Here is a 15,507-nt window from a genome sequence, read left to right on the forward strand (position 1 = left end):
TCTCTTATAAGTAATTCGTGAATAGAGTGAAAGAAATTATCAAAACTATCAAATGAAAGAGATACAAAATTAATTTAGAAAGTCAAAATAAGGAGGCCGTGTAATGGCACAGAACTTAAATGAGATTATGACGAAGAATGTAGTAACAGTAACAGATAGGCAATCCGTACAAGAGGCAGCAGCATTAATGAGTCAATATAACATTGGGGCACTTCCTGTAGTAAACACGGGTGGACAAATGGTAGGGATTGTAACAGATCGAGACATTACATTACGCACTACTGCACAAGGACAAGGATCAGAAACTCCCGTTCGAGAGGTAATGACTGCGCAACAAATCGTTCAGGGAAACCCAAATATGGATGTGCATGAAGCAGCCCAAATTATGTCACAGCAGCAAATACGAAGGTTGCCAGTTGTGGAAAACGGGCAATTAGTTGGGATGGTTGCTTTAGGTGATTTAGCAGTACAGAATCAATATGCGAATGAAGCAGAACAAGCGTTAGCAAGCATTTCTACACCATCTGCACCACAGCAGTAAAACGAAGCCTTAGGAGTTCGCTCTTAAGGCTTCGTTTTTAAGGATAAAATTAGCTTATTTAGTAAAGGTCACTTTAGCATTTCCAATTCCCGCATATTTGACCTCATATGTACCTTCTTCTGCTCGAATAGGTGAAATAAAAGTGCCGGATGAGATTACCATTCCTTTTTTCAAGGATTTTTGATGATTCGACAATTTTTTAACTAACCACTCCACAGAAGTAGCGGGATTACCTAGCACAGCTGATGAGTATCCTTCGCTTATTTTCTCTCCATTATGGAATAATTCCATTTTAATATTTGCTAATTGGTCAAACGTGAGGGGAGAAAGAATTGCTTCAGATATTACGACAAGACCAGTTGCAGTATCGTCACATAGTAAATCAGCTAAAGAAAAATGAGGGAACCAGTCAATATATCTGGAGTCTGGAATTTCAATTCCGGCAGCTATGGTACTATTATTTAAGATATCTTCTGCAGTTGCATCAGAGGATAAGTCATTCGTTAGGATGAATATAAGCTCTGGTTCAACAAGTGGAGAAAATAATTCAGATAATGAAATAGATTCTCCACTATTTACTAAATTGCTTGATAAAAGCGTTCCATATGCAGGCTCATTCGTATTGGCGATTGCTTGTGTAGCTTTACTTGTCATACTTATCTTATAACCTTGGATTTTTTCCCTTTTTTTGCGAATTAGCTCATCTTGTACAGAATATGCAGTATCCTCTGTTAATTGATAGTGATGACGAATAAATGGAATTGGCGTTTTTGAATCACTCGCTTTTAATATCTTTTCTGCAACTTCTTCTACAATGGTTGTAATGGAAAACCCTCCTCTTCTTATTAAAATAATAATAGTATAAAGGATCAATTCTGTAAATTTCTACAATAAATCAATTTGGAATTATCCGAAATAAGCAATGTTGCATAGGCTATTAGGAAGGAAAGGAGAAGGTGGTAACGAATGTATTATTTCTTTCCAGTTTATTGTCCATATTATTATACTTCCCCTGTAAACGAAAATCGGCAATATCCACCGATTAACCCGGAGATTTTCTACCAATCAGCAAATGTAATGAAGCAACTAGTAAACGATGCAACCATTGTGTTAAATAAATTCGCTGAATCAAAGGAATTTGATAAGCAGATTATGGTTGCTGCACAGAAAGGGAATCGAACTGAAGTAGAGCGATTAATTTATTCCTTGGGGATCCAATCAAAAGTCAAAATTAATTATAATCCGGATGAAATACGGTTGGAGTTTCGTTCAAATGTAAATGATAAAGAATGTTGCCGTCTGCTCGTTGCAGTGAGATGGAAATAAAAGAAGCAGTTACTTGTACCTGAAAAGAACAAGTAACTGCTTTGTTAATAGGATTATTACCTTTTATATAGAAATAAATAGATAGGAACAATATAGGGGGGAAGAGATGAAGAATAAGCTCATGCAATACATGAAAGAAGATGGCAAATTAAAGGGGGCATTACTAGGAATTAGTATTCGCTCAGTAAATAGTGGAGAAGTTATCCTGGAACATCAAGCAGATATCCGTTTTCATCCAGCATCAAATATGAAGCTTTTAACAGCGGCTGCGGCTTTGTGTCTGTTAGGAGAAACATATACTTTTTCAACTGAAGTACGTGCAGATGGTGAAGTGGAGAAAGGAAGATTAACCGGCAATTTATATTTGATTGGAAAAGGAGATCCTACACTAGTACCTGAAGTATTTGAAGAATGGGCCATAGAATTAAAAAAACGAGGAATAGCTATAATAGAAGGCGATTTAGTAGGGGATGATTCATGGTACGATGATATACAGTTCTCTCCAGATTTAACATGGACAGATGAACAATATTATTATGGGGCAGCCATATCTGCGTTAACAGCTTCGCCCAATAAGGATTATGATACAGGCAGTATTATGTTTGAAGTCACTCCCGCTGCACCTGGTGAGAAACCTAATATATCTGTGTATCCCAAACTAGATTATATTACGATTCAAAACAAAGCAACGACGGTATCTCAATGGGTAGAAGATGAATTGATTATAGAGCGTAAGCATGCTAGCAATACATTTGTAATTAGTGGAGTAATCTCTGCTAATGAAGAACCCGTTCAAGAGCTTATGTCAGTGTGGAACCCGACACAATATGCCCTCCAATTATTCAAGAAAGCACTTAAGAATGAAGGTATTGAACTAAGTGGAGAAATAGAAGAGGGAAGATTACCAAGGAAAACAACACGTTTACTTGCCCGGCAATCCATTCCGCTTTCAGACTTACTAGTCCCGTTTATGAAGTTCAGCAATAATGGACATGCAGAAGTATTAGTAAAGGAAATGGGGAAGGTGAGAAATAATGAAGGAAGCTGGGAAAAAGGGTTAGAAGTGATGAAAGAGCAATTAAAAGAGCTAGGAATGGACCTAGACACTATTGTTATCAAGGATGGTTCTGGTATATCTCATTCTAATGCAATCCCTCCGTCAGAAATATCTCGCTTATTATTTCAAGTTCAGAATCAGCCTTGGTTTCAAACGTTTTTGAACGCCCTCCCGATTGCAGGAGAAGAGGATAGATTGGCAGGCGGTACCCTTAGAGAGCGCATGAACGGAATAAGAGTACTTGCAAAAACAGGTACTATCGAAGGGGTAAGTACATTATCAGGTTATATGGAAACCAAACGGAATAGAGCCCTCATCTTTTCTATCATGCTTAATCATTTATTGGACGAAGAAATCGGTAAAGAAATAGAAGATGAATTAATAAAAATTATTTATGAAGAATGTTGAAATGGATACTTTCCTTTGTAAATAGAAAGAAGGTGAAGGGTAAATGCATCCAATACATTTACCCTTCACCTTAGTTTAGTTTCTCAAATGCTTGCTCTAAATCAGCTTGTAAATCCTCTGCATTCTCGATACCAACTGAAAAGCGTAAGAGGGTATCATCTATTCCTCTTTTCTCTCTTTCTGCTTTTGGTATCTCAGCATGTGTTTGAGTCACGGGATAGGTTATAAAACTCTCAACTCCACCAAGACTTTCGGCAAAAACAATTAATTTAAGATTGGAAAGGAATGGATCAACCCACTTGCTATCTTTAATACAGAACGAGAGCATACCACCTGTGTTAGAGTAGAGCACTTTTGTAACTTTTGGATGGCTTTCTAAATAGGAGGCTAACTGTTTTGCATTTTTTTCATGTCTCTCCATCCGTAACGCCAATGTTTTCAGCCCCCTAATTAAGAGCCAGCTATCGAAAGGGGATAAGACTGCGCCCGATGAATTATGGATGACGGCCAGCTTCTCAGAAACTTCCTTTCCTTTCGCTACTACTAAACCCGCTAATACATCGTTATGTCCCCCGATATATTTCGTAGCACTATGGATGACAATATCTGCACCGAGAGTAATTGGTCTTTGAAAATATGGTGTTAAAAATGTATTATCCACGATTAATAGCAGGTTGTGCTCGTTGGCTAATTGTGCGTAGCTTTCAATATCAATGATCTGCATTAATGGATTTGTTGGTGTTTCAAGAAATATTGCTTTGGTTCTAGATGTAATTAAATTCTTTGTTTCCTGAATACTATCAAAAGCAGTATAGGTTGTTGATATATCATAGTTTTCAGCATATTGATTGAGCAATCGATATGTTCCACCATAAATATCTTCTGTTGCGATAATATGGTCACCCGATTTGAATAGAGATAAGACTAATTGGATAGCCGCCATTCCCGAGCTACAGGCAAAACCAGCATCACCTTCTTCTAAATTAGCAATACCATCTTCCAGAAGACTGCGTGTTGGATTCTTGGTTCTTGAGTAATCATACCCTGTAGACTTACCTAGCCCTTTATGTTGATAGGCAGTAGATAAATAGATTGGTGCATTAATTGCTCCTGTACGTTCGTCACTTTTATTGCCTAGTTGAGCTAGTTTCGTTTCAATATGTTTGGAACTCATAAAGATCCCTCCTATAAAATATAGAAAAACCCTCTTCTAAAAGAAGAGGGTTTAGATTAAGTGCAACTCTCTTCTTATCTTTCAGGAAATTTCCTGCTGGAATTAGCACCTTTACCCTAGGGCAGGTTGCTGAGATTTCATAGGGCCAGTCCCTCCGTCTCTCAAGATAAGAATTCAATTTGTTTCAAATTATGATTATATTATATAACTTTACATGAAAGTATTGAAACAGGCAAGAGATAATTAGAATAATTTGCTATCAATATCTAAGCCATTAAGAATATGAGAATCTCTAGTGTTTGAGAAAGTACCTCAGCATCAACTTTGAGGAGGCATAATCGTCCCTTATATAGCAGTCTCTTGTTTTACCTAGTAAAATAAGCATGTACTGTCTCACACATAGTATTGAATATATAATCATGTAATAATTGGCAATTCAATGGTCAAGTTATCTTTAATAATAAAATAAAAATGTATTTTAAACCTGTTATTAAAATGTGCGATAGTGTTTTCATTTAGTACCTGATGCAAATTATACAAAAATGTTTTATAATAAATTTAATCCTCTATCAAAACTACTATTTATCACATCGCTTTCCCTTTCTTATTTTTCTCATGCTGTAATAGAATAGGAGTTTTTAATCTTGAAATTGATATTAGCAGAAAAACCGTCAGTTGCTAGAAATATAGCCGACGCATTACAAATTAAAACCAAGAAGGATGGCTATTTTGAAGGCGGCGAATATATCATTACATGGGCTTTTGGACACCTTGTAGAGTTATATGATGCCAAGGATTATGATGAAAAAATGTCAAGTTGGAAAATGGAGAACTTTCCATTTATTCCACAGCAATTTAAATACAAGGTGAAAAGCAGTCCAAAAGACCGCAGTAAGGTGGATAGTGGTGCACGTAAACAGCTTGGTATCATTCAATCCTTGATTAAGCGGAGAGATGTAGAAGCGATTATATCTGCCTGTGATTATGATCGAGAAGGTCAATTAATAGGAGATAGTATTATTTATCGTGGCGGAAAGCAGCAGAAGCCCGTATATCGACTATTGCTGAATGAATGGACACCAGAGGAAGTTAGAAATGGCCTCCGTGATTTGGTTTCCAATGAAGCAATGAAGCCTTTAAGAGATGCTGGAATCAGCAGACAATGGGTTGATTGGGTGATTGGTATTAATCTTACTTCTGTCGCAACATTAAAGTATCAAAAAGGAAAACGTAAAGCCTTGAATATCGGGCGTGTATTATTGCCAACACTAAAAATTATCTATGACCGAGATAAAGAAATTGAACAGTTTGTACCGGAGGATTACTTTAAATTACAAGCTGCTTTTAGAACAAATGAGAATGAAGAATACAGTGGTGTTTATGTAAAAGATCAGTCAGATCAATTTAAGGATAAAGAAGTCTTGGAAGAAATTAGTAAATTAATTCAAGGAAAAAGTGGAACAATTTCCAATGTCGATCGTAAAAAGAAGAAAGAGTATCCACCATTCTTATTTAATCTATCCAACTTACAGGGGTTTGTTACTAGTAAATGGCAGGGGTGGACCTCTGATAAAGTCTTAAAAGTTGCTCAATCTCTCTATGAGAAAAAACTAATCACGTATCCAAGAACGGCAAGCACTGCTCTTGAAGAAAGTTTAGTTAATAAAGCCCGAAACGTATTGGAGAAGCATATTGCAGACTTGCCATACAAAGATGAGATTAAGTTTACTCGTTCTAAACGCGTCTTTAACAATAGTAAGGTAGAGAGTCATAGTGCTATTATTCCTACATATTTAATGCCAAAGCGTTTAAATAGCGATGAATCAATCGTTTATACAGCAATTAAGAATCGGTTTATTATGCAATTTATGCCTATAGCACAATATGAAGAAACGAAGGTCATCACGGAGATAACAGATGGAGAGGGAAATTTCACCTTCCATTCTAAAGGTAGAGTTCAATTAGTAGAAGGATGGAAAAAAGTCGAGAAAATCCAATCAAAGGATCAGTTATTACCTAATCTTCAATTAAACGAAAAGGTACAATTACATGATGCAGAAGTATCCTCTCATGTAACTAAGCCACCTAAGCATCATACAGAAAAAACACTTCTTCGTGTCATGGAGACTTGTGGAAAGAGTTTTAAAGAAGAAGAAAATGATGAAATATTAGGAAGTATATTAACAGGCTTTAGCATTGGTACACCTGCAACAAGGGCAGAAACAATTAAGAAATTAAAAACCGTTGGATATATTAAAGCAGAAGGTAAGAATCTAACTTGTACAGAGCTTGGCAGGAAATTAGTAGAGACCTTTCCAGTAAAAGATTTATTAAATCTTGAGTTTACAGGCAGGTTAGAGAAGGCTCTATCTGATATTCAAAAAGGAAACGCATTAAAAAGAGAATTTCTGCAAATGGTATTTCAATTTACTGCAGATTCTGTGGAAATGATTAAACAGGATAGCGATACCGTCATTCCAACCGTCTCTCGCCGGGCCTCAGCAAATGAGGTGCTAGGAAAATGCCCACAGTGTGGTGGGAAGATTATAGAAGGTAAAAAGGGTTTTGGCTGCAGCAATTGGAAAAGTGGCTGCAAATTTGTCATTTGGAAAAATGATAAATATTTAAAAGCAATGAAGAAGAAGCCTACCAAGACAATGGTTAAAGAGTTACTAAAAAAGAAACAAGCATATGTAAAAGGGTTAACGAGTAAAAATGGTAAAAAGTTCAATGCTTATTTAAGTTATGAAAAAAATCCGGAAAATGACTACTTTAGTTGGAAGATGGAGTTTCATAGGGAAGGCAGCAGCTCATAGAAAAGTGCGAATCTTGGAATCTGCCTTAGGTATATATGTTTATCGGCTGGATGGCTGGCTGTAAGTCCCTTAACAAGAAGAATTCGAGAAAAATTCAAGAATAGTAAGTGGAGAACTTACAGAAAGTCAAACGCCTGATTCATTCAAGGGCCTTTAGGTCATACCCTTGTGGTACTAGCACTGAGTGGAGAAGAAAAGCCCACTCAGTGAAGTTTCACTTTATATTTGTATCCTTTTTAGTAATATTATACTATTGACGAGGACATTAATTTGGTCAATCTTATAATAAGAAGGATAGGGGGGGAGAAGATGGTAAAGAGAGCATTCGCTATTATCCTAGTATTATTGTTTCTTGTAGCTTGTTCTGAAAGAGGAAATGGTAGTGAAAATCAGCAAATGGAAAATAACAATCCTGATGGGGAATCAGAGGAAGCTGCTAGTGAAGAAAGAAAAGAATTTATTGAAAAAGCAAGTGAATTAATAGAATATACTGCTATTCAATCTAGAGAAGATATGAAAGCACAAAAAGGCGGATCCCTTGTAAAGGAAATGTCCGTGGAAGAAGAATTAAATCGTACGTATCCAATATCGGAAGAAGTATTAAAAGAAGAGTTATATTCATATGCGGACATGACAGAAAATCCTAATGAATTATATAATGGAATCGTTTATTTATTAGGATCTCCTCATTATAATGATTTAATTCAAAAAGCAGAAGCATTTGAACCCAGCTTTCAAGAGCCATATCTTCCTGAACCAAGTTCATCCATTCAAGAGGATAGAGAAGTTGAAATAGCTCAGAATGGAAAAGCATTTATTCTTCTTGATGCTAGTTCTAGCATGCTCCAACCTGTTGACGATCAAATTAAAATGGATGTCGCTAAAAATGCTGTAAAACAGTTCGCTGATATCATAGGTGAAAAAAATGAAATTGCATTGATTGTCTATGGGCATATAGGGTCTGAATCAGAAACGGATAAAAGCTTATCATGCGAAGGCGTTGAAGAAGTATACCCAATGGAATCGTATGAACCTACTGAATTTGAAGAAGCATTAAATTCATTTGAAAGCAAAGGTTATACCCCGCTAGCTGGTGCTATTCATAAAGCAAATGAAATCAGTAAGGATTTCACAGATCCAGTGACCGTCTTTGTTGTCAGTGATGGTGTCGAAACTTGTGATGGTGATCCTGTAAAGGAAGCAGAATCCTTTGTTCGTGATACGGAAAATAGAAATGTGAATATTATAGGGTTTAATGTAGATGAAGATGCAGAAAGTCAACTAAGTCAAGTAGCAGAAGCAGGATCAGGGAATTATTATTCTGCAAATAATCCCGAAGAGTTAAACACGACCATTGCCAATAAATGGCTTCCATCTGATACTGAATTAGCTTGGGCACACACGAAAGCACCAGGTCCATGGGAAATACTTGATGAATACGACAGGTTTGATACTGACCTTAATCAAATAAGGTCTGTCATACAAATTGAGAAAGACCGTTATGATAAAGCTGTTCGAATGTTAAGTGAAGAAGATAAAATTGATAGAGAGGCTGCAAGTGAATTAACGGATATCATATTAGAAGAGTACCGTGCTAAGCTTGACCTGATGAGTGGATTTCGCTCTGAAAAGTTAGATGAGATAGATTCAGCTGCAGAAGAGATACGTGAGGATGTTGATTCCTGGATAGAAGAAATGCGAAAAATAAAACAAGAAATAGGCAAGTAATTTATGGTAGCTATAGAAAGGAGCTTCTTCTTTTTATAGCTATTTTTCTATCGCAGGTTAACTGGTCTAAGCCCCTTAACGAAAGGAATTAGAGAACTTTCAAACGCAAGACATTCGGACCTACAGGATGTAGGTCACAAAGACGTTGCGACAAGAGGTTTTCAGTGGAGAAGAAAAGCCAACAGGTAGTGAGTATGTTTGTTTAATAGAAATCTGAGTTTTTTTGTAGAAAAAGCAAATATTTTTCACTATCCAAGAGGTGAATGATAGCCTATTTAAGAAAAATTTGATATGATATGTTATGTAATTAACATGATTCATTTTATGAAAGTACAAGTTGCCTTTGCACTTGTTCGTCAAAAATAATTCTTACATACTTAAGAAAGGTGGAGTTTAAATGAGTAAACCAAAAATCGTTGTACTCGGTGCAGGATATGCTGGCTTAGTTACAACAAGACATTTAACAAAGAAATTATCAGCTGAAGAAGCAGAAATCGTACTTATCAATAAGCACAATTACCACTATGAAAGTACATGGCTGCATGAAGTAGCTGCAGGTACAAAAACACCCAACCAAGCTCGTTTTATGATTAGTGATGTTGTTAATCCAAACCGTGTACGCTTAATCTATGATACAGTTGTGAAAGTGAACAAAGATGAAAAACGTGTTGTATTGGAAAATAGTGAAGTTACTTACGACTATTTAGTTGTTGCTTTAGGATTTGTAACCAATACATTTGGTATTAAAGGAATGGAAGAAAACGCATTCTTTATTCAAGATATTGATTCAGCACGATTAATCGCAGAACATATTGAATATCAGTTTGCTAAGTATAGTGCAGGAGAAATCACTGATGATGAACTATTAAACATTGTAGTCGGTGGTGGCGGATTCACTGGTATCGAATTTGTTGGTGAATTAGCTGAAATAGTACCGAAGCTTTGCAAGAAATATGATATTCCAAGAAATAAAGTACGTATTATCAACGTAGAAGCAGCTCCAACTGTATTGCCTATGTTTGATAAAGACTTAGTGTCTTATGCATTGCAATACTTAGAATCACGTGGTGTAGAATTTAGAATGAGTGCTGCAATTTCGGAATGTACTAAAGAAGGATTTATTGTAGGAGAAGATAAAGAGCTGATTAAAGGTGGTACCGTTGTTTGGACTGGCGGTGTTACAGGTAACCCAGTACTTGGTCAATCTGGATTTGAACTTGTAAAAGGTAAAGTAAATGTAGATGCTGACCTACGTATGCCTGGTGAAGAAAATATCTTCGTACTTGGAGATTGCTCATGGGTAATGAATAAAGAAACAGGCCGTCCATATGCTCCAACAGGACAATTAGCAACTCAAGAAGGGGTTGTAGCTGCGGAAAACATTAAAGCGCTAATCCACAACGAACCACTTAAAGATTTTGTGTTTGATGATAAAGGAACAGTTGCATCACTAGGTGTAGCTAATGGGATTGGAAATATCTTAAGTGGTACTAAGTTACAAGGTAAAGCGGCTGCTGCAATGAAAAAAGTAGTAGATGATCGTACTTTATTCTTAATCGGTGGTCCGAAACTAGTACTTAAAAAAGGTAAATTCAGACCTTTTTAATCGTTTAAGGTAAGAGAAAGTAGTTTGTGATCTTTTACAAATTGAGGAGGTTATTTTTGTGAAAAATTTCTTATACGGTTTGTTACTCGTATTAGCTGGCTTAGTAGGTTACCGAATTGCTAGTGAATACCTAGAAGATACAAGAGACTTCCACTAAACCGAAAGTGTAAAAAAGCCATCCAGCGAAGAATGCTGGATGGCTTTTTTACATTATTTTTTATACTTTTTCTCATACTATAAGTGGAGGTGAGGATAACTATATGTGGAAAATAATGATGACAATGCTCATTTTTTCTCAACCATTACATTCTAATGCACTTGAAGTAGAAGAAGATTTACATATACAGTTACAACGAGGAGAGATAAGTCAGTATGGAATGAATTATTTAGATTCTCTTTTTATTGATCAAAAAAAGCTGGAATATTTAATGAATGATTTGAATAAAAAGATTTACAAACAACCTGTTAATGCCAAGTATGCAGATAATGGGGCGATCATTCCGGAAAAACCAGGAATTACGTTAGACAGATCTGAATTTGAGTCATTGTTTAAACAATTATATTATAGTAATAAGGATAATGATATAAAGATTCCTGTAGCGCCTGTTCATGCAAAGGTAGACAGTGGTTTATTACAGGAAATAAGTGTTCGGGAATTAGGAAGTTATGCGACGTTTTATCGCGAAACAAACAAGGAACGGTCTTATAATATAGCTTTGGCTGCAGAGGCGATAAATAATACGGTGGTATTTCCAGGTGGAACATTCTCTTTTAATGATACGGTTGGACAAAGAACTCCGGAAAGGGGCTATAAAAAGGCGCCCGTAATCGTTAGAGGAGAGCTTTCAGAGGATATCGGAGGCGGTATTTGCCAAGTATCTTCTACATTATTTAATGCAGTCGATCTTAAGGGAATTCAGATTATAGAACGTTATGCACATAGCCGAAGAGTTCCGTATGTGCCATCTGGCAGGGATGCAACAGTAAGTTGGTGGGGACCAGATTTTGTTTTTAAAAACTTATATAATGAGCCTATATTGATCCGGGCAAAAGCTGTTAATGGGAGGATGATTGTTGCAATCTATACATCTGAAACGGCTGAATACTTTACCGGGAAATCCAAATAGAGACAAAAAAGAGGCCGAGACAAGCTTAATATCTCGGCCACTATTTTTATTTCATTAACCTTGTTTGTGAACTTCTAATTCGACTTGAATTTTTACATCTTCTGCTACAAGTACACCACCAGTTTCTACTGCAGCATTCCAAGTTAAACCAAAATCTTTACGGTTGATCACTGTTTCTCCGCTAAAACCAGCAACTGTGTCACCACTCATAGGGTCTTTGCTGATTCCTTCGAATGTTACATCAACAGTTACAGGTTTAGTTGTATCTTTGATAGATAAATCACCTATTACATCATAATTCTTATCTGATTTTTTCTTAATATCTGTAGCTACGAATGTCATTTTTGGATGATTTTCTGCATCAAAAAAGTCAGCGGAACGCAAATGTTCATCACGGGCATCATTACGTGTATTTACACTAGCAGTATCAATTGTTACTTCAATTTTAGAATTAGATAAATCTTCTACATCCGCTTCAATCACTGCCTCAAACTGATCAAAAGTGCCTTTTGCTTTAGAAATCATCATGTGTTTTACTACAAATCCAATTTCACTGTGAGCTGTGTCTACTGTCCAAGTTGATTTTGCCATTTTAAATCCCTCCAAAATATATTAGATTCGTTAGTTACTTTCTGCAACCTAGTATAGTTTTATGAAAACTAAAAGTCAAGTAAATTTAATTAAAAAATTTTTAATTAAAAGTAAATTTTTGATTACAAACAAATTTATATTTAGGAGAATAACGTTATTAGATTTGTAGATTAAAAATATATTAGTTATATAAGGAGGTGTGGTTAATGGATAGAGGAACAATTATTCGTACAATCGTGCTTATGATCGCCTTGATTAATCAATTTCTTGTGATATTTGGAAAATCACCATTACCGATAGATAGTGCATTAGTAGAGCAACTTGTGTCAACTTTATTTACCTTAATTATGTCCCTCCATGCTTGGTTTAAGAATAATTACTTGACAAGTAAAGGGCGGAAACAAAGAGAAATATTGGAAAAGCATGGATTAACTGGAAGGAAGAGGAAGTGATGTTATCGTGACGTAAGCTTTATTATTGTAACTTTTGATGCATTCAAGTACAATGATGGTAACAAAAAAAGCAAATATATTAAAGCCAACAGGGGGAGCCAATAGGCTGAGAGTGAACCCGCTAATTTATATAAGTTTTAGAGGTATAGAAATGACTTGCAGCTATGCTGTAATCTTCTTATCCTTTTATAAATTAGTATGTTCAGACCCTTTGAACCTGTTAGTTAATACTAGTGTAGGGATCGGTGGTTTTTTTGATGGAAGAAGAGCAATGTGAGTGGAGTTGGTCTGTGTTCATACAGACCCCATCAGGAAAAACGTCCCCTCGGCATTGCTTTTTTTGTTGTTTAAATAAGTAATAAATAGGGGAGAGTATTTCGATGAACTCAAAACGCACATTGTTTTTAATTGAGGTCGCTATCATGTCGGCATTAGCATTATTGCTTGATATTATTCCATTTTTAAAATTTGCTATCTGGCCTCAAGGAGGCTCTGTTTCATTTGCAATGATTCCGATTTTTATAGTCGCATTTAGATGGGGACTTAAAGGAGGCTTGCTTGCGGGCTTTCTATTAGGAGCTTTACAATTAGTATTTGGCCCTACTATTTTTACCCCTTTGCAAGCATTTCTTGACTACATCGTCGCTTTTACTGGTTTAGGGTTAGCAGGCCTATTTAGTAAACCCGTTAAAAAAGCCTTAAATAACGGAAAAGCTGTACAGGGATTTGTATATTTAACACTAGGAGTGTTAATCGGGGCAGGAATACGCTTCTTAGCACATTTTACTGGAGGGATAGTATTCTTTGGAGAATACGCGCCTGCTGGACAACCTGTATGGTTATACTCCTTATTATACAACGGATCATATATGGTTCCAGGGTTTATAATTAGTGCTATCTTAGTATATTTCTTGTTTTATAAACAACCAAAGACTCTACTTAATGCAGCGTAAAAATTGCAGGCTCTACTCACATCGAGGTAATCTCTTCATATAGAGGTTACCTTTTTTCATATCTTATCAGAAGGAGGAATATGCAATATAGGTAGGAGATGGATGGGTTGAAGGAATTAATTGGTTCTTGTTATGAATGCAAAAGATTGTGAGAACGGTTTTTTTGAAGGTATTCAACAAGATGGGAGATTATATTGTTCCATATGTGGTGAGAAGGTAAAAAGCGATTAAGTGAAGAAGTAGCGGAATTTCCCTACCTTGCATAGGCTATATAGCTACTAACGATGAAAGAAGGGGAATAGATGGAATTGGGTCTAGCACACTTCCTTTATGGCTTCTTTACTTTACTCATTCTTGTAACAATGATCTTTCGTAAAGGAGTCGTTTTACCGACAATTCTGGGAACCTTTGTTATTGCATGGGTGTATACTGGCAACCTTATCGATGGGTTTATTGCTATATTCAATGCAAACTTGGTTGCTGCTCAAGAACTATTCAGTATTTTCCTAATTATTATGTTTATGCTTGCATTGCTAAACTCTTTACGTGAATTAGGTGCTGATAAACGTATGATACAACCCATTCAAAAAATAATGATTAATGGTCATGTTTCTTTTTTTGTGCTGTTTATTATTACCTATGTTATTTCACTATTTTTCTGGCCAACACCGGCTGTACCATTAATTTGTGCATTATTGGTACCAGCTGCAATTCGAGCAGGCTTGCCGGCGATGACAGCAGCTGTTGCTATTGCTATTGCAGGTCAAGGTATGGCATTGTCTTCGGATTATGTTGTACAGGTTGCTCCTAGTTTATCAAGTGCAGCCGCAGGGGTTAGCGTTTCAGCTATCGCGGATAAAGCACTCGCTCTCTCACTTATTGCCGGTGGAGTTGCTATTCTTCTAGTATACTTTACACATCGCAAATCGATACGAACACCAAATCATCCTTTAAATGAGAAGGAACTAACCACCTTCGAGCAAGAGAAAAGGAATACAAATCAGCCTCAAACAAAAAACCTCTCAAAATGGAGTAAGATTTTTGCAATCGTTGTTCCGCTTTCGCTTTTAATAGTAGTTATCGTGATGATGTATAGCAAATTGTATGGAGGGAATAGTGGCTTAGTTGGAGGAGATGGTGCAGCATTTATTGGGGGTGTTGCAGCTATTTTACTAATGTTATCAACGATTGCTTTTGGTAAACACCACGCTTTAAATTATATAAGTAACCATATAACGGATGGATTTGTCTTTGCGTTTAAAGCAATGGGACCAGTGATTCCTATAGCAGGGTTTTTCTTTTTGGGAAGCCCAGATTTCTCAGGGGAAATATTAGGGGTTGAGAAAGGTCCAGCGTTGCTATTTGGCATAGTAGAATTGATACAAGGGTACTTGCCAGAAAGTGCAGTTCTTTCAGGCTTTGGTATTTTACTAATAGGAATTATAACGGGTTTGGATGGATCTGGTTTTTCTGGTTTACCTTTAACAGGAGCCTTAGCAGCCACTTTAGAGACTGCTTCTATGGATGCTTCTACATTGGCAGCAATTGGCCAGCTTGGAGCGGTTTGGACGGGAGGAGGTACTATAGTTGCTTGGTCTTCCCTCATTGCTATTGCAGGATTTTGTGGCGTGCCAGTCATGGATCTAGTAAGGAAAAATTTCATTCCAGTTATTCTTGGCTTAATAGTCGCAACTGTAGTAGCTATTATTATTTATTAAATCATATGTC

General features: G+C 36.4%; 13 protein-coding genes and 1 riboswitch. Of the genes, 10 read left to right on the forward strand and 3 right to left on the reverse strand.

Features of this window, described 5'->3' with window-relative positions; translation table 11 throughout:
* Nucleotides 1-103 precede the first annotated feature (103 nt).
* Nucleotides 104-541: a CBS domain-containing protein gene (locus tag D8M04_RS09785; protein ID WP_121522734.1), complete on the forward strand. Its 438-nt coding sequence runs from the start codon at nt 104-106 to the stop codon at nt 539-541.
* 54 nt (nt 542-595) lie between these two features.
* On the opposite strand, the gene D8M04_RS09790 is transcribed toward D8M04_RS09785, so the two are convergent.
* Nucleotides 596-1,366, reverse strand: a complete 771-nt coding sequence (locus D8M04_RS09790) for a 2-keto-4-pentenoate hydratase (RefSeq protein WP_121523127.1) — start codon at nt 1,364-1,366, stop codon at nt 596-598.
* 141 nt (nt 1,367-1,507) lie between these two features.
* Between D8M04_RS09790 and D8M04_RS09795 the strand changes: the two genes are divergently transcribed.
* A complete protein-coding gene (locus tag D8M04_RS09795; RefSeq protein ID WP_121522735.1) occupies nt 1,508-1,867 on the forward strand; it encodes a YuzC family spore coat inner layer protein in 360 nt (119 codons plus the stop codon).
* A 106-nt stretch (nt 1,868-1,973) separates the two neighbouring features.
* Nucleotides 1,974-3,332, forward strand: a complete 1,359-nt coding sequence (gene dacB / locus D8M04_RS09800; RefSeq protein ID WP_121522736.1) for a D-alanyl-D-alanine carboxypeptidase/D-alanyl-D-alanine endopeptidase — start codon at nt 1,974-1,976, stop codon at nt 3,330-3,332.
* A 70-nt stretch (nt 3,333-3,402) separates the two neighbouring features.
* Here dacB and D8M04_RS09805 read toward each other — a convergent pair whose 3' ends face one another.
* Nucleotides 3,403-4,506: a methionine biosynthesis PLP-dependent protein gene (locus D8M04_RS09805; protein WP_121522737.1), complete on the reverse strand. Its 1,104-nt coding sequence runs from the start codon at nt 4,504-4,506 to the stop codon at nt 3,403-3,405.
* A gap of 71 nt (nt 4,507-4,577) precedes the next feature.
* Nucleotides 4,578-4,679: riboswitch (SAM riboswitch) on the reverse strand.
* A 471-nt stretch (nt 4,680-5,150) separates the two neighbouring features.
* Here D8M04_RS09805 and D8M04_RS09810 point away from each other — a divergent pair.
* From D8M04_RS09810 to D8M04_RS09825, 4 genes are all read left to right on the forward strand, one after another.
* Nucleotides 5,151-7,322 (forward strand): type IA DNA topoisomerase, encoded by a 2,172-nt coding sequence (locus D8M04_RS09810; protein WP_121522738.1) that lies wholly within the window; start codon nt 5,151-5,153, stop codon nt 7,320-7,322.
* A gap of 309 nt (nt 7,323-7,631) precedes the next feature.
* The gene (locus tag D8M04_RS09815; RefSeq protein WP_121522739.1) at nt 7,632-9,050 is read left to right on the forward strand and encodes a vWA domain-containing protein; all 1,419 of its coding nucleotides are present in this window, start codon (nt 7,632-7,634) and stop codon (nt 9,048-9,050) included.
* A 397-nt stretch (nt 9,051-9,447) separates the two neighbouring features.
* Complete coding sequence (locus tag D8M04_RS09820; protein WP_121522740.1) at nt 9,448-10,656, forward strand: NAD(P)/FAD-dependent oxidoreductase; 1,209 nt, start codon at nt 9,448-9,450, stop codon at nt 10,654-10,656.
* A gap of 260 nt (nt 10,657-10,916) precedes the next feature.
* Nucleotides 10,917-11,783, forward strand: coding sequence for a VanW family protein (locus D8M04_RS09825; RefSeq protein WP_121522741.1), 867 nt, complete (start codon nt 10,917-10,919; stop codon nt 11,781-11,783).
* A 54-nt stretch (nt 11,784-11,837) separates the two neighbouring features.
* On the opposite strand, the gene D8M04_RS09830 is transcribed toward D8M04_RS09825, so the two are convergent.
* Nucleotides 11,838-12,374: a YceI family protein gene (locus D8M04_RS09830; protein ID WP_121522742.1), complete on the reverse strand. Its 537-nt coding sequence runs from the start codon at nt 12,372-12,374 to the stop codon at nt 11,838-11,840.
* 206 nt (nt 12,375-12,580) lie between these two features.
* Here D8M04_RS09830 and D8M04_RS09835 point away from each other — a divergent pair, with 206 nt between their 5' ends.
* The 3 genes from D8M04_RS09835 to D8M04_RS09845 all read left to right on the forward strand — a co-directional run bounded on the left by D8M04_RS09835 (nt 12,581) and on the right by D8M04_RS09845 (nt 15,497).
* Nucleotides 12,581-12,826 carry a phage holin gene (locus tag D8M04_RS09835; RefSeq protein ID WP_121522743.1) on the forward strand — a complete coding sequence of 82 codons (246 nt, stop codon included), beginning with the start codon at nt 12,581-12,583 and terminating at the stop codon, nt 12,824-12,826.
* Between the two features lie 380 nt (nt 12,827-13,206).
* Nucleotides 13,207-13,779, forward strand: a complete 573-nt coding sequence (gene thiT / locus D8M04_RS09840; RefSeq protein ID WP_121522744.1) for an energy-coupled thiamine transporter ThiT — start codon at nt 13,207-13,209, stop codon at nt 13,777-13,779.
* A gap of 302 nt (nt 13,780-14,081) precedes the next feature.
* Entirely contained in the window at nt 14,082-15,497 is a 1,416-nt protein-coding gene (locus tag D8M04_RS09845; RefSeq protein WP_121522745.1) for a hypothetical protein, read from the forward strand.
* Nucleotides 15,498-15,507: the final 10 nt, after the last annotated feature.

The organism is Oceanobacillus piezotolerans, from assembly GCF_003665065.1.
Lineage (GTDB): Bacteria > Bacillota > Bacilli > Bacillales > Amphibacillaceae > Oceanobacillus > Oceanobacillus piezotolerans.

Bases quoted from the DNA above. Each gene is read 5' to 3' on its own strand.
- D8M04_RS09785 (WP_121522734.1), top strand. From the start codon at position 104: ATGGCACAGAACTTAAATGAGATTATGACGAAGAATGTAGTAACAGTA.
- D8M04_RS09795 (WP_121522735.1), top strand. From the start codon at position 1,508: ATGTATTATTTCTTTCCAGTTTATTGTCCATATTATTATACTTCCCCT.
- dacB (WP_121522736.1), top strand. From the start codon at position 1,974: ATGAAGAATAAGCTCATGCAATACATGAAAGAAGATGGCAAATTAAAG.
- D8M04_RS09805 (WP_121522737.1), bottom strand. From the start codon at position 4,506: ATGAGTTCCAAACATATTGAAACGAAACTAGCTCAACTAGGCAATAAA.
- D8M04_RS09815 (WP_121522739.1), top strand. From the start codon at position 7,632: ATGGTAAAGAGAGCATTCGCTATTATCCTAGTATTATTGTTTCTTGTA.
- D8M04_RS09820 (WP_121522740.1), top strand. From the start codon at position 9,448: ATGAGTAAACCAAAAATCGTTGTACTCGGTGCAGGATATGCTGGCTTA.
- D8M04_RS09825 (WP_121522741.1), top strand. From the start codon at position 10,917: ATGTGGAAAATAATGATGACAATGCTCATTTTTTCTCAACCATTACAT.
- D8M04_RS09830 (WP_121522742.1), bottom strand. From the start codon at position 12,374: ATGGCAAAATCAACTTGGACAGTAGACACAGCTCACAGTGAAATTGGA.
- D8M04_RS09835 (WP_121522743.1), top strand. From the start codon at position 12,581: ATGGATAGAGGAACAATTATTCGTACAATCGTGCTTATGATCGCCTTG.
- thiT (WP_121522744.1), top strand. From the start codon at position 13,207: ATGAACTCAAAACGCACATTGTTTTTAATTGAGGTCGCTATCATGTCG.
- D8M04_RS09845 (WP_121522745.1), top strand. From the start codon at position 14,082: ATGGAATTGGGTCTAGCACACTTCCTTTATGGCTTCTTTACTTTACTC.